11 protein-coding genes are annotated in these 13,395 nt (G+C 69.4%); 8 read left to right on the top strand and 3 right to left on the bottom strand.

Annotated elements, in window-relative coordinates:
- Nucleotides 1-32: 32 nt before the first annotated feature.
- The 4 genes from ACTWQR_RS47100 to ACTWQR_RS47085 all read left to right on the top strand — a co-directional run bounded on the left by ACTWQR_RS47100 (nt 33) and on the right by ACTWQR_RS47085 (nt 5,317).
- Complete coding sequence (locus ACTWQR_RS47100; protein WP_443233480.1) at nt 33-1,727, top strand: hypothetical protein; 1,695 nt, start codon at nt 33-35, stop codon at nt 1,725-1,727.
- Nucleotides 1,724-2,299: a hypothetical protein gene (locus ACTWQR_RS47095; protein WP_443233479.1), complete on the top strand. Its 576-nt coding sequence runs from the start codon at nt 1,724-1,726 to the stop codon at nt 2,297-2,299. The genes ACTWQR_RS47100 and ACTWQR_RS47095 overlap by 4 nt, the downstream gene beginning before the upstream one ends.
- The gene (locus ACTWQR_RS47090) at nt 2,296-4,344 is read left to right on the top strand and encodes an Hsp70 family protein (RefSeq protein WP_443233478.1); all 2,049 of its coding nucleotides are present in this window, start codon (nt 2,296-2,298) and stop codon (nt 4,342-4,344) included. Before ACTWQR_RS47095 ends, ACTWQR_RS47090 begins: the two co-directional genes overlap by 4 nt.
- A gap of 124 nt (nt 4,345-4,468) precedes the next feature.
- Nucleotides 4,469-5,317: a DUF429 domain-containing protein gene (locus tag ACTWQR_RS47085; protein ID WP_443233477.1), complete on the top strand. Its 849-nt coding sequence runs from the start codon at nt 4,469-4,471 to the stop codon at nt 5,315-5,317.
- 112 nt (nt 5,318-5,429) lie between these two features.
- Here ACTWQR_RS47085 and ACTWQR_RS47080 read toward each other — a convergent pair whose 3' ends face one another.
- Nucleotides 5,430-6,101 carry a response regulator gene (locus tag ACTWQR_RS47080; protein WP_443233476.1) on the bottom strand — a complete coding sequence of 224 codons (672 nt, stop codon included), beginning with the start codon at nt 6,099-6,101 and terminating at the stop codon, nt 5,430-5,432.
- A gap of 69 nt (nt 6,102-6,170) precedes the next feature.
- Nucleotides 6,171-7,469, bottom strand: coding sequence for a sensor histidine kinase (locus ACTWQR_RS47075; RefSeq protein ID WP_443233475.1), 1,299 nt, complete (start codon nt 7,467-7,469; stop codon nt 6,171-6,173).
- A gap of 295 nt (nt 7,470-7,764) precedes the next feature.
- On the opposite strand from ACTWQR_RS47075, the gene ACTWQR_RS47070 reads away from it, so the two are divergent.
- Genes ACTWQR_RS47070 through ACTWQR_RS47060 form a run of 3 tightly spaced genes read left to right on the top strand, consistent with a single transcriptional unit; the run spans nt 7,765 to nt 11,281 of the window.
- The gene (locus tag ACTWQR_RS47070) at nt 7,765-8,541 is read left to right on the top strand and encodes an ABC transporter ATP-binding protein (protein WP_443233474.1); all 777 of its coding nucleotides are present in this window, start codon (nt 7,765-7,767) and stop codon (nt 8,539-8,541) included.
- A complete protein-coding gene (locus ACTWQR_RS47065) occupies nt 8,541-11,129 on the top strand; it encodes an FtsX-like permease family protein (RefSeq protein ID WP_443233473.1) in 2,589 nt (862 codons plus the stop codon). The genes ACTWQR_RS47070 and ACTWQR_RS47065 overlap by 1 nt, the downstream gene beginning before the upstream one ends.
- An 8-nt stretch (nt 11,130-11,137) precedes the next feature.
- Nucleotides 11,138-11,281 carry a hypothetical protein gene (locus tag ACTWQR_RS47060; RefSeq protein ID WP_443233472.1) on the top strand — a complete coding sequence of 48 codons (144 nt, stop codon included), beginning with the start codon at nt 11,138-11,140 and terminating at the stop codon, nt 11,279-11,281.
- A 13-nt stretch (nt 11,282-11,294) separates the two neighbouring features.
- Here the strand turns inward: ACTWQR_RS47060 and ACTWQR_RS47055 are convergent, their stop codons facing one another.
- Nucleotides 11,295-12,119, bottom strand: a complete 825-nt coding sequence (locus ACTWQR_RS47055) for a CDP-alcohol phosphatidyltransferase family protein (protein ID WP_443233471.1) — start codon at nt 12,117-12,119, stop codon at nt 11,295-11,297.
- Nucleotides 12,120-12,263: 144 nt separating this feature from the next.
- On the opposite strand from ACTWQR_RS47055, the gene ACTWQR_RS47050 reads away from it, so the two are divergent.
- Nucleotides 12,264-13,268, top strand: a complete 1,005-nt coding sequence (locus tag ACTWQR_RS47050) for a zinc-dependent alcohol dehydrogenase (protein ID WP_443233470.1) — start codon at nt 12,264-12,266, stop codon at nt 13,266-13,268.
- Nucleotides 13,269-13,395: the final 127 nt, after the last annotated feature.

Raw genomic sequence — 13,395 nt, 5'->3', positions numbered from 1 at the left:
GACAGCGCCATGGGCGAACGGTGTGAGGGCAGATGACAGATGAGAAGGGCTTGATCCCAGGGCAGGCGCTGGGCGCGTCGATGTCGCGGGCGGAGATGGTCGAGGCATGGCGCGAGAGGCGTCGTGCACGTCGGAGCAAGCCGTCCGAACCCGTGGCAGACGGCGGCGACCCGGACGGATTCGCGCTGCGCAGGTGGCGCAGGGCCGGCGTGTTCGGCGCGGAGGCAGTGCGGCGCGTGGAACTGCTGCTGAACGACCTTCTCGACGCCGAGTGCGGGGAACGGGCCGTGCCCGACTGGGCGCTGCGGACCCTGCAGCAGTGCCTCGACGGCGACCCCGGCCCGCAACTGCCCTCCGCGGTGCGCGCGGTGTTGGAGGTCGCGGAACCGAGCCACACCGTGGCAGCGATGACCGTGATCCACGAGGCAGGACTGCCGTGGCTCACACCGTCCGGCCAGCAGTGGCTCGATCACCTGATGGGCTCCGGTGCGACGATTCTCGAACAGGACGCCCGCCCCTCCGTGAGCGAGGACGCGTCCGGCGCCTTCGCGGTGCAGTACGCCATCCTCAACGGAGAACTCGACGGGCTCCCGTCGGCTCTGTGCGCTCGGACGCTGCCGTGGATGCCCCTGGGGGTCGTCGACGACTTGATCGACGCGGGCGTGGTCACGTGGGACGGCGAACCCTGGCATCTACGGTCCGCCGAGCATGACCGGCACTACTTGCTGGCCCGGCTGTCGCCCGAGCAGGTGGATCCGCGCACTGCTGTCACGATCGGTTGGAAGGACGCGGTACAACGACGGCAGTTTCTCAATGGAGAGGACATTGAGTGGGAGGAGGGCAGCAGGTATGACCTCCTGCAGTGTGCCGCCGATGGGGATACGAGCGTGCTCAAAGAACTTGAGTACTTCCTGCCGCGCCCCCTCGTTCTGAGACTGCGTCGTATTCAGGACGGAGCTCTCACCGGGAACTGGGACCCGGATGTCCTTGCCGACCGTGGCCTGTGGCGGTTGATGTCGGCACTCTGGGAGCCCAAGGCGGCAGTGAGTCCCGGACGGAGTGACTTCCACGCGCTGGCGGCGCTGCGCTACGCCTACGACGTCATCTGTGCGGGCGACTTCAAGAAGGCCCGGGCCCAGACAGACAAGCTCGCCGCGTACGAGGAGGGCGATCGGCGACAGCACGACGAGGCCTGGAACATGCGCGCATACCTGGCGCTCCTCGACGGTGACCTGGACAGCGCGCTGATCGCGCTCACAAGCATCGCCGACCACCACCCGCGAGCCGAAGCCAACCTGGAACTGATCAAGCGGCGTCGTGGCATCCCGCGCAACGATCGGCCACACCCTTCCAACCCCTACCTTGAACTCGGGCTGCCCAACAGGTCCGATGTCTGGAGGCAGCGGTATCGCGATCTCAGGCGTGAGTACGCCGACGACCGCGAGGAGGCCGCCCGTCTCAACCGGGCCATGCGCCGCATCCAGCAAGCCGCCCAGGCCGAGGACTGGTCCGGCTTCTTCGTCCTGCCGCTGGACGCGGACGTCTTCGAGCTTCCCAGCGTGCCGCCCGTCACTCTGGTGCCGCCGGTCGAGCCCATGCCCCGGCAGACGGCTCCTGAAGACCCCGCCGACCTCGACGCCGTACGTCGCCGAGCGGTCACCGACCTGCTTCCCACCCTTCTCAACGCGCCACGGCGCCCGGATCATCAGCACAGGACGGCAACATGAGCAAGCCCAAGCACTGGACGAACGAGTCCGATCCGCAGAGCCTTCGCGGACGTGGGGCGAAAAGCAGATCCATTGCACCCGAACTCCTCATGTACCAGCCCGACGAACTGCTGAATCCCGCCGACCTCCTGAAGCGCTTCTCCGCGAGCGCTCAGCGACTACTCGAGGCCATTCCCGACGAGGAACGACCCAAGCAGGGAGAGGTCCTGGCCGCTCTGCGGCAAGGCGTGCTCGAGGCGTTTCGGACCCGGGAAGAGCACTTGGCCCGGATGGTGGAGAGCGATCTCGAGGCTCGGGGCTCGGGTAACAGGATGAGCACGCTGAAATGGCAAGTATCTGTGCGAACGGCGCTGCTCGGACTCGGCGTTCGCGTCGTCGAGACGACAGACGAACAGGAATTCTTCGTCGTCGTCGAGGGTGAAGGCGACGGCTTCGAGGTCGTACGCCCCGCCTATGTGGATCAGGCTACGGGCAAGCTGATCCTTTCCGGACAGCTGCGTCGTGTGCCTGCCACGGTGAAGCGCGCGAGCTCCGAGGCCCATGGCGCGTCCCAGGGGGAGGAGAAGGCATGACCGCGACGGGAATCGACTTCGGTACCACCAACTCCGTCGTTGCCCAGTGGCAGGGCGACGATGTGGAGGTCTTGCCGCTCGACGCGCATCACCTCGACGCCGACTGGCGTCGACCCGGCTTCGACCTGCTCTTTCCGTCAGTTGTCGGGATGAGCACGTTGCGTCGAGGCCCGCTCTTCGGCTGGGAGGCGAAGCTCCGTTCGGAGGAGGCCGCCGAGGCCTGCAAGCGTCTCCTCAAGAGTGATGAGTACGTGAATGTGCAGGGGCGACGCTTCGCGGCCACAACCGTTGCCGCCGGCGTGTTCACCGCCATGAAGGAAGGTGCTCGGCAGAACCTCACCGAAATCGACCGTGCCGTGATCACCGTGCCCGCGAACGCCACCGGTGCGGCTCGGTACCGGACGCGTGCGGCCGCGCGATTTGCCGGGATCGAGGTCCAAGCTCTGCTCAACGAGCCAACGGCTGCCGCCATTTCGTACGTGCACGACTTGCGCGAGGACACGCAGATCCTCGTCTTCGACTGGGGCGGCGGAACGATCGACGTCACGGTGCTCGACTACGAAGACGGGTTCTTCGAAGAGCGCGCGTCGCGCGGTGTGACGGAGCTCGGTGGACTTGAGATCGACCGACGACTGCGCAAGCTGGTGTTGGACAGGGCACCGGCGCGGCGTGAGTGGACCCCGGCGCAGGAGCGCCAGTTCCGTCTGGATGTCGAGCGCAACAAGATCATGCTGTCCTCCCAACCCTCCGTGAAGATCATGACCCCCGACGGAAGGGAGGTGGAGATCTTCCAGGAAGAGTTGGAGGAAGCGATCGCTGATCTCGTCGACCGCGCTCTGGCTCCGGTCGAGGAGTGCCTCAGGGACCTGCACATGGCTCCGCTCGACGTGGATGACGTCCTCATGATCGGAGGTTCCAGCCAAATTCCGAGCGTGCGTGCCGCAGTGGCGGAGGCCCTCCAGATGGAGCCCGTGCCCACGCAGCTGTGCGATCCGATGACGGCGGTGGGCCGTGGCGCCGCGATTGCCGCGGCCGTCCTGGCAAAGGAGACCTCCGGTGTCATCCAGGTCGCCAACAGCCATGCACTCGGGACGGTGGTCAAGGGCGCTGACAAGCGCAGGCAGTTCAGCGAGATCATCCCCCGCAACTCGCCGTTGCCATGGAGCGAGCGAAAGAGCTACACGCCCACCCGCGACCACGAGCGAAAGCTCACAGTGGAGATCTGGGAGGGAGACCCGGACAAGGAGTTGTCCGACTCCGACAACGTCCAGCTCACCGAGCTGACGCTGCACTACCCGGTACCCCGGGTGCGGGAGAAGTCTCGGTTCGACCTGGAGTACACCTATGACTCCGACGGCCTGCTGCATGTCAAGGCCACGCTGGAACACACCGGCGAGGTCGTCGTCGACGAGGAGGTGAAGAGCTTCGGTTCCGGAGGCCCGACCCCGGAGGTACGCAAGGAACTCGACGATCTTCTTATGGCGAGCCCCGCGCCATCCCCGCTGCTGTTGGCCAAAGGTGCGGGAGACCGGACACAGTCAGCCACTCCCCGCTCACGCGTCGGAAGCTCCGAGCAGGGTGATGATGTGCACACCCTGGTGGTCGACGGCTCCAATCTGGCCTGGATCGGCCGCTCACCCACCCGAGTCGGCGTGTACGAGGCAGATGACCGCCCGAGTTTCGCCCAGCTCACAGCGGCGCGTGAGGCACTCGCGAAGAAATATCCCGACGCCGAAATACATCTGGTCGTGGACGCCAGCTTCAGGCACAAGATCTCCGAGGAGGAGCGAGACCAGGTCGGTGCCGCACTCAGTAAGGGGGACATCATCCAACCGCCGGCCGGAACTGAGGGGAAGGGTGATGCTCTCATCGTTGCCATCGCGGATGAATCGGATGCGGTGATCGTCACCAACGACAACTATGCCGAGCTCCAGAGCCGTTATCCGTGGTTGCGGGAGACCGGACGGGTTCTCGGGGCTACCCATACCAAGGGCGTGTGGATCTTTACGCCGCGTACCTGCGTGGCACCACGAGGAACGGGCTGAGGACAGAAGGTGCTCCACGGCTGAGGAAGGGTGAACGCCTCTGGTGCCACCGCCCTTCCCTGCTGATCAGCGAAGAAGAGGACCGTGCCGCGCCCAGTGGCCAGTTCTCTGGTACTACCGACCCATGGGAATAGAGCGGTTCATCGGCATCGACCTCGCCTGGGCCCAGGGCGGGGCGCAGGGCGGAGCCCGCGTCAAGCCCAACGAGACCGGTGTGGCCGCCATCGACGGTCGCGGCGTGGTGATCGACTGCGGGTGGACCTGCGGGGTGGAAGAGACGATGGCGTGGCTTGCCAAGACAGCCGTCGACGGCGCGACCCTGGCCTTTGTCGACGCGCCGCTGGTCGTTGACAATCCAGCGGGCCAGCGGCCGTGCGAGCGGGAGGTCGGTCAGCGCTACGGCCGTTGGAAGGTGAGCGCGAACAGCACCAACCAGGGCTCTCCCCGCCGGGCCGGAGTGCTGTTGAGGCAGTTGCTGCAGGAGTCCGGCTGGGCCTACGACGACGGCAGGACCGGGCCGCCGACGGGCGGGCTGGTCTTCTCCGAGTGCTATCCGTACACGACCTTGGTCGGAGCTTGCGAGCTGGGCTACGACCAGGAACGTCCCACGTACAAGCGCCGCCCGGCGCGAGTGCCGACGGCCCAGTGGCGAGCGGTGCGGGCGGAGGCGTGCGACGGACTGATCGCGCGTGTGGCGGGCCTGGCCACCGCCGATCCGGCCCTCCTGCTCGCCTCCCACCCGGTGTCCCGTCGACTCCTCGACGAGCCCTCACCTCAGCGGTCGGTCGACTACAAGCATCGGGAAGACCTCATCGACGCGCTGCTCTGTGCGTGGACGGCCGCGCTGTGGTCACGGCATGGACTGGAGCGCTGCCAAGTACTCGGAGCGGACAGCCTCGTACCGCCCGGATGCGCTCCCACCATCATCGCGCCCGCCCGCCCCGAGCAACTGCGGATAGCTGGGGCGAGCTGAGCTGAGCGGCCTTGGTGAAGTTCGGTGCGGACCGCGCCCCGCCAGGGGCGCGGGGAACTGCGCGACCGGCCCCCACCGACCCGCAGTTCATCACCGTTCTCCAAGCGGAGCGCTAGCGCGTGCTGCGCGGCACCACCAGGCCGCTGTCGTACGCCAGGATCACGGCCTGCACCCTGTCGCGGAGCTGGTACTTCTCGAGGATGTGCGCGACGTGCGTCTTGACCGTGCTTTCTCCCACGCCGAGTTCGAGGGCGATCTCCACGTTGGACAGGCCGCGGGTGAGGGCGCGCAGGACGTCGAGTTCACGGCTGGTGAGGGCGTCGAGGCGGGACGGCACGGTCGGTGTCGTGGGGTCGGCGAGGTGGGCGAAGCGGTCGAGGAGGCGGTGGGTGACTCGGGGTGAGAGCACGGCCTCGCCGGAGGCGACCGTACGGATGGCGCCCACCAGGGAGTCGGCGGGGCCGTCCTTGACGAGGAAGCCGCTGGCTCCGGCGCGCAGGGCGTCCACGACGTGTGCGTCCAGGTCGAAGGTGGTCAGGATGACGATCCGGCTCGGTGAGCCCGCCTCCACTATGCGGCGGGTGGCCTCCACGCCGTCCATGTTCGGCATGCGGATGTCCATCAGGACGATGTCGGGGCTCAGGGCCTTGGCGCTCTCGACGGCGGTGACGCCGTCCGATGCCTCACCGACGACCGTGATGTCCGGTTCGGCCTCGAGGATGAGCCGGAATCCCGTCCGGATCATGGGCTGGTCATCGACCAGCAGGACGCGGATGGCCTGCATGAGGGGGTGCCCTTCGTGGTGTCACGGGTGGTGGTTGCCAGGGATGGTGGTTGTCAGGGGTGGTGGTTGTCAGGGACGTGCGTGGTCTGAGGGTTGTGCGTGGTGGGAGTCGGATGCGGGATGCGAGTCCGGTGCGGGGACGGGGACGACGGCGTGGACGCAGTAGCCGCCGCCGGGGCGGGTGCCGGTGTGGAGGGTGCCGCCCACGGCGCCGATGCGTTCCCGCATGCCGACCAGGCCGTGGCCCGAACCCTTCGACAGGGCCGGGGGCCGCTGCGTCTCCTCGTCCGTCCGTGGGCCGTCGTCGCAGAGCCGGACCGTGAGCCGGTGGCGGTCCGGCTCCCAGGCGACGGTAAGGGCGGTACGGGTGTGGCCGGCGTGCTTGAGCGTGTTGGTGAGGGCTTCCTGTACGACCCGGTAGACGGTGAGGTGTGAGCCCGCGGGCAGCTCGGCGGGGGAGCCCGTGGTGCTGAAGTCCACGTGGAGACCGGCGGCGCGCACGGAGTCCACGAGCGCGGGGATGGCCTCGATGGTGGGCTGGGGCGGCACCTTGCTCGGGTCGGTCTCCGCCTCCTCGTCGGTACGCAGGACGTCCAGCATCTGGCGCAGTTCGGTGACCGTGGCCCGGCCGGTCTCCTCGATGGTGCCGTGCAGTTCGTGGGCCTTCTCGCCGTCGCGGTCCTGGACCCGGTCGGCGGCGATGGTCTGGACGACCATCAGGCTGACGTTGTGCGCGACGATGTCGTGGAGTTCGCGGGCGATACGGGTCCGCTCCTCCATGACGGCCGCGCGCGCGTTGGCGGCCTGTTCGCGTTCGAGCGCGGCGGCCCGCTCCAGCGCCTGGTTCTGAATGGCGGTACGGGCCCGCGTGAGACGGCCCAGGGCCCACGCGGCGACCAGGACCACCGCCTCGGTCAACAGCGTGGTGATCCGGTGTCCGGCCGAGGCGAGTACCGCTTCGGTGACGGACGCGGCCGGGACGACCACGGTCACCACCACGGTGGCGGTCCTGGGAGTGCCGCGTACGGCGGTGAGGAACACGGCCGTGGCCACGCCCAGGTAGGTGGGACCGATGGAGGTGCCGTCGGAACCGGAGAGCTGCGGAATGTAGCGGAGTCCCTGGAGCACGCTCGCGGTCACCGACGTCACCAGCAGGGCGGACAGCGGAAAGTGTCGGTGGACGGCCATCGGCAGCGCGAACAGCAGGACGAGCATGCCCCAACGGGCGTCCGGATCGCGCAGTTCGGGCCCGTTGACCGGCATCGTCGCGCGCAGGGCCAGACAACCGGCGATGAGCAGCAGGGCCAGACCCGCGTCGGTCACGGCCCGGGGTATGCGGCGCCCCGCGAACGAGTCCATCCGGTCCATGGTTCCTACGTTAGACGGACCGCCAAGCCCGTTGATCTCCCTTGGGGTTGAAAGAGCGCGGCCGTCTCCACCGTGAAGTCATCCTCCGTAGGGCGGAGGAGCCCGCCGCGCGCGAAGGCTCACGGGCGCTCCCCTCTCCCCCGTACGACGGAGACCTCCCGGGATCTCGCCCGGCGGACGGACATGAGGGTTCGACTGTGCGGCCGAGGCCACGGCCCGCTGTCGCCGATGCACTTGAGGCACCACGGAATTCCACTCACGGAAAGCCGTACGAGGTGTCGAGGAGTCGAGAGTCATGGTGCGGTCCTGGGGCCAACAACCGGACGTGTCCGTCGGCAAGGGCCGGTACGCGGTGCAACTGACGGACGTGACCAAGCAGTTCGGCGAGGGCCCGACAGCCGTCCTGGCGCTGGACAAGGTCAGCGCGGGCATCGAGGCCGGCACGTTCACGGCGGTGATGGGCCCCTCGGGCTCGGGAAAGAGTACGTTTCTGCACTGCGCGGCCGGACTCGACAGGCCCACCTCGGGGGAGGTCCGCCTCGGTGCGCAGGACCTGTCGGCCCTCGGAGAGCGACGGCTGACGGAGTTGCGGCGCACCCGCATCGGCTTCGTCTTCCAGGCGTTCAACCTCCTCCCCTCCCTCACCGTGGAGCAGAACATCACGCTGCCCCTGCGGCTGGCCGGCAAGCAGGCCGACGCGGGCCGGCTCGATCACATCCTGACCACCATCGGCCTGGGCGAGCGCCTCTCCCGCTTTCCCGCCCAGTTGTCCGGCGGCCAGCAGCAGCGCGTGGCGATCGCGCGCGCCCTGGTCACCCGGCCCGAGGTGATCTTCGCCGACGAACCGACCGGGGCCCTCGATCCGGAGACCGCCCGGGACATCCTGGGCCTGCTGCGGCAGGCGGTCACCGACCTGCACCAGACGGTGGTCATGGTCACGCACGACCCCGTGGCCGCCGCGCACACCGACCACGCGGTCTTCCTCAGCGCCGGACGCATCGTCGACGAGATGATCACACCGAGCGCGGACCGCGTCGCGGACGTGCTGTCCGGCCTGCGGAGGACCGCCTGATGCTGAGTCTCGCGCTGCTGACGCTCAAGGCCCGCAGGGGCGGTTTCGTCGGCACGTTCGTCGCGTTGCTGCTGGGCGCCGCCGTCCTCAGCGCCTGTGGCGTCCTCCTGGAGTCGGGCATACGGGCCGGCTCTTCCCCCGAGCGTTACGCGGCGTCCGACGTCGTCGTCACCGGCAGGCAGGAGGTGGAACTGACCCTCGAGGACCTGGACGGGTCCACCCTCAAGGAGTCGCAGCCGCTCCCCGAGCGCGTACCCCTACGAGCCTCGGTGGCCGACCGGATCACCGGCGTCGACGGCGTGAAGTCGGTGATCATGGACGTGGGAGCGCCGGTGCGGCTGGTGACCGGGACTGGGGAGGGGAACGGGAACGGGAACGGGCAGCCGGTGGCCGGGCGGCACGGCGCGGCACCCGAGGCGCACAACTGGTCGAGCCTCCGCCTCGGCGACTTCCGCCTGACCGCCGGCCACGCACCGCGCGCGGCCGGAGAGGTCGCCCTGGACACGGACATCGCGGGACGGGCGGGTGTCCGCCCCGGCGACGAGGTCCGCCTGATGACCACATCCGTGCCCCGCACCTTCAAGGTCGCCGGACTCGTCGCGCTGAAGGACGACCGGGCCCCACGCCAGTCGGTGGCGTACCTGCCGGATGCCTCCATGCGTCAACTGGCGCCCTCCATATATGCCTTCGGGGTGCTCGCCGACCCCGGCACCTCACCCCAGCGACTGGCCGACGACATCGAGGCCGCCCTCCACGACGACCGCCTCGCCGTGCACACGGGCGAGGGGCGCGGACGCGCGGAGTTCCTCGACGTCACCATCAGCGGGTCGAATCTCGTGGTGCTGGCGGCCGCGGTCGGCGGCAACGTCCTGCTCATCGCCGTCTTCGTCCTGTTCGCCACGACGTCCCTGTCCATCCGGCACCGCCGCCGGGAGATCGCCCTGCTGCGCGCGATCGGCACCACACCCGGCCAGATCCGGCGGATGGTGGCCTCGGAGGCCGCTGTGACGGGCCTGCTCGCCGGAGTACTCGGCTGCCCGGTGGGCCTGGTCCTGGTGTACTGGCTCCGCGACCGGTTCGCCGGACAGGGCATCGTGCCGTCCGACTTCGGGCTCGCCCTCAGCCCCCTGCCCTTCCTCGCGGCGGTGCTCGTGACCGTCCTGACCGCCCTGCTCGCGGTCCTGTCCGCCTCCCGGCGCGCGACCAGGATTCGACCGACGGAAGCCCTGGGCGAGGCCGCCGTGGAGTCGCCCGGGCTCGGCCGCGGACGCAGGATCACCGGCGGTGTACTGCTGGTCCTGGCGGCGGGCATCTTCGTCACCGGCCTCGCGCAGGACGCCGACTTCTTCACCCTGGTCGGGCTCGCCAACTCCCTCGTACTCGTTCTCGTGATCGCCGTCGCGGTCCTCGGTCCGCTGGTCGCCCGCGCCGCCGTACGCCTCCTCGGTCCACTGCTGGACAGGACCGGCGTCACCGGTTATCTGGCGGCCGCCAACACCCGGGCCAACGTGGGCAGACTGGCCGGCGCGATCATCCCTCTGGTGCTCGCCGTCTCCTTCGCGTCGACCGTGGTCTTCGCCCAGACCACCGGGCTCAGGGAGTCCGCCGACCAGCTGCGGGCCGGCCTGGTCGCCGACCACGTCCTCACGGCGCCGAACGGGGTGTCACCCGAAGTGGCCGAGAAGGTCAGGGAGATGAAGCAGGTGGAGTCGGCCACCGGACTCGTGAAGTCCAAGGTCGTCGCGGTGGGCAAGCTGCTGGGCGCTGAGGAGTCCGTATCGCTCGGTGCGCAGGGCGTGGATCCCGAGGCGCTCGGTACGGCCCTCGATCTGCGGCCGCGCGAAGGGGACTTGGCGGCACTGTCGCCCACCACCGTGGCGATCAGCACCACCGCGGCATCCTGGCTCGGTCTCGGCGTCGGCGACACGGCCCGTCTGCACCTGGGCGACGGCACTCCGTTCCGTGGGAAGGTCGTCGCCGTCTACGAACGCGGCTTCGGGTTCGCCGACCTGACCATGGAGCACGATCTGCTGCTCGCTCACACCACCAGGAAGGTCGACGAGTCCGTACTCGTACGCTCCGACCCCTCGGCATCCGGTCTCCCCGAGGCCCTCGCCGACGTGGCGGCGGCCTACCCGGGCACCGTGCTCCGGGACGGGCTCGCCGTCGACGACCAGCTGACGGAACAGCGGGCGAACGCCTGGGTCAACTACCTCGTGGTCGGCCTGATCATCGCGTACACGGCGATCACCGTCGTCAACACGCTGGCGATGAGTACCGCCGCACGGCGACGGGAGTTCGCGCTGCTGCGGTTGTCCGGTACGGACCGCGGTCAGGTCGTGGGCATGATGCGCCGGGAAAGCGTCGTCGTCATCGCGGCCGGGGTGGGGATCGGGACGCTGCTGTCCGTGTTCCCGCTGATCCTCGTGTCCCTGGCGTTGAGCGGTTCGCCGGTGCCGGCCGTACCCGGTCTCGGCTATCTGGCGATCGCGGGTGCGACGGCGGTCCTGGCGGCCGCGGGCACGATGGTGCCGACGCGGCTGCTGCTCAGGATCAGGCCGGTCGAGGCGATCGGCGCGAAGGAATGACGGCGGAAGTGACGGCGGAGACGACAGAGGAATTCCAGGTCGTCCACGGCACCTTCTACCGACGCATCCCCACGCTGCACCTGGCCACCGAACCGGACCGGATCCGTTCAAGCACGACGGATCGGTCCACGGGGTCGACGAGCTGCCGGTGACGTGGTGAACGCGTCACCGGGCGGCGCCCACTCCTGAGGCGTGCCGCAGCTGGGGCACCTCGGCGTCGGCACACTCCCGGCCGGAGTCATGACGGCGCGAGGTGCCCGTCTCCCCGCGATCCCGAACCCGCCAGAGCCACCCGATGTCCCGCCCGAACGACCACGTCAGCAGCGCCAGCGCGAGTGCGACGACCGCGAACGTCAGGGCGTAGGGGAGGACTCCCGAGCCTGCCAGCAGGAGCATGACGCCCTGTAGGGCCGCGACCGTCTTGCGGGCCGTGCTCGGGGGCAGGGATCCGTTCAGCCAGGGGAGGACCTTGGCCGCCGCCACGAAGGCGTAGCGCATGCCGCCGATCAGGAGGACCCAGGGGCCGAGGGACGTGGCGACGTACACGCTGAGCACCAGGATGAGGAACGCGTCGACCTCCATGTCGAAGCGCGCGCCCAGCGCGGACGAGGAGCCGGTGCGGCGGGCGACCTTGCCGTCCACCGCGTCGAGGATCAGGGCGACCGCCGTGAGAGCGACCAGGACCGTGATCGGCGGCGGGCTCTGGAAGGAGTCCGCGACCAGGGCCGTCACACCGCCGACGAGGGTGGCCCGGCCCCACTTCCCACGGTTCTCCTGGTTCGCTGGGCCGAAGGAGCGAGTCCGGGATCGGTGCAGGGCGCGTGAGAGCACGGCCCAGGTCGCGAGCGCGAACGCCAGCCCCGTCAGCCAGCCCGCGGGCCCCATGCCGATCGCCGTGCCGAGCACGGTCAGCAAAAGCAGCTGCACGCCCGCTCCCACGGCCGTCTCCTGCTGCAAGAGCCTCGCGTCGTACGTGTTGTTCAGGGCCACCGCACATCCTCCGGCCAGGTGACAGATTCGATCATTGCCGCGTACGTTGTGCGCGGCTTCGCACAGGTCGGTACGTGGCTCGCCGCCCGATCGTTCAGCCCATTTGCTCAGCCCGTTCACAGGGATCACTCAGGAGGACGCCGAATGGACCGCTCCGCCCGCGCCTTCTGGCTCCGCTCTCCCGGCCGTGCCGAGATACGGGACATCGAACTCCCGGAACCCGCCGAGGGCGAGGTTCTGGTGCGAACACTTTTCTCCGGGGTGAGCCGGGGCACCGAGACGCTCGTCTTCCGTGGCGGCGTGCCGGAGAGTCAGCAGACCGCCATGCGGGCGCCCTTCCAGGAGGGCGATTTCCCCGGGCCGGTCAAGTACGGCTACCTCAATGTCGGAGTGGTGGAGGCGGGCCCGTCGGAGCTCGTCGGGCGGACCGTCTTCTGCCTCTATCCGCACCAGACCCGGTACGTCGTCCCGGTGAGCGCCGTGACCCCGGTCCCCGAGAATGTGCCCGCCTCGCGCGCCGTCCTCGCCGGGACCGTGGAGACCGCCGTCAACGCTCTGTGGGACGCGGCACCCCTGCTCGGCGACCGGATCGCCGTCGTCGGCGCCGGGATGGTCGGCGCCAGTGTCGCCGCGCTCCTCGCCCGTTACCCCGCCGTCCGCGTCCAGCTGGTCGACGCCAACCCGGCGCGCGCTGACATCGCACAAGCCCTCGGCGTCGGCTTCGCCCTCCCGTCGGACGCCGCCGGCGACTGCGACCTCGTCGTCCACGCCAGTGCCACCGAGGCCGGGCTCGCCCGCGCCCTCGAACTCCTCGCCCCGGAGGGCACCGTCCTCGAACTGAGCTGGTACGGCGACCGGCGCGTCAGCCTGCCGCTCGGAGAGGCGTTCCACTCCCGCCGCCTGGTCATACGCAGCAGTCAGGTGGGGACCGTCTCCCCGGCCAGGAGCGCCCGCCGCACGTACGCCGACCGGCTCGGACTCTCCCTCGAACTGCTCGCCGACCCCGCCTTCGACGCCCTGATCACGGGCGAGTGCGCCTTCGAGGAACTGCCGGAGGCGATGGCGGACCTGGCGGCAGGCGACACGACCGCACTGTGCCATCTGGTGCGGTACGACACCGAGCTGAGCGCTCCGCTGGAAGAACGCTGATGCTGTGTCGATGTGCGGCTCCGCCGCGTGCGCGGGCCGGTGGGGGCTGGTCGCGCAGTTCCCCGCGCCCCTTACGGGGCGCGGGGCTCTGACATGTGCGGCTCCGCCGCGGGGCGCGCCCAGCCCC

The organism is Streptomyces sp. 2A115 (assembly GCF_052245575.1).
Classification (GTDB): domain Bacteria; phylum Actinomycetota; class Actinomycetes; order Streptomycetales; family Streptomycetaceae; genus Streptomyces.
The sequence above is the reverse complement of the archived record's forward strand: the minus strand, read 5'-3'. Positions and strand labels throughout refer to the sequence as shown.

Bases quoted from the DNA above. Each gene is read 5' to 3' on its own strand.
- ACTWQR_RS47100 (WP_443233480.1), top strand. From the start codon at position 33: ATGACAGATGAGAAGGGCTTGATCCCAGGGCAGGCGCTGGGCGCGTCG.
- ACTWQR_RS47095 (WP_443233479.1), top strand. From the start codon at position 1,724: ATGAGCAAGCCCAAGCACTGGACGAACGAGTCCGATCCGCAGAGCCTT.
- ACTWQR_RS47090 (WP_443233478.1), top strand. From the start codon at position 2,296: ATGACCGCGACGGGAATCGACTTCGGTACCACCAACTCCGTCGTTGCC.
- ACTWQR_RS47085 (WP_443233477.1), top strand. From the start codon at position 4,469: ATGGGAATAGAGCGGTTCATCGGCATCGACCTCGCCTGGGCCCAGGGC.
- ACTWQR_RS47080 (WP_443233476.1), bottom strand. From the start codon at position 6,101: ATGCAGGCCATCCGCGTCCTGCTGGTCGATGACCAGCCCATGATCCGG.
- ACTWQR_RS47075 (WP_443233475.1), bottom strand. From the start codon at position 7,469: ATGGACCGGATGGACTCGTTCGCGGGGCGCCGCATACCCCGGGCCGTG.
- ACTWQR_RS47070 (WP_443233474.1), top strand. From the start codon at position 7,765: ATGGTGCGGTCCTGGGGCCAACAACCGGACGTGTCCGTCGGCAAGGGC.
- ACTWQR_RS47065 (WP_443233473.1), top strand. From the start codon at position 8,541: ATGCTGAGTCTCGCGCTGCTGACGCTCAAGGCCCGCAGGGGCGGTTTC.
- ACTWQR_RS47050 (WP_443233470.1), top strand. From the start codon at position 12,264: ATGGACCGCTCCGCCCGCGCCTTCTGGCTCCGCTCTCCCGGCCGTGCC.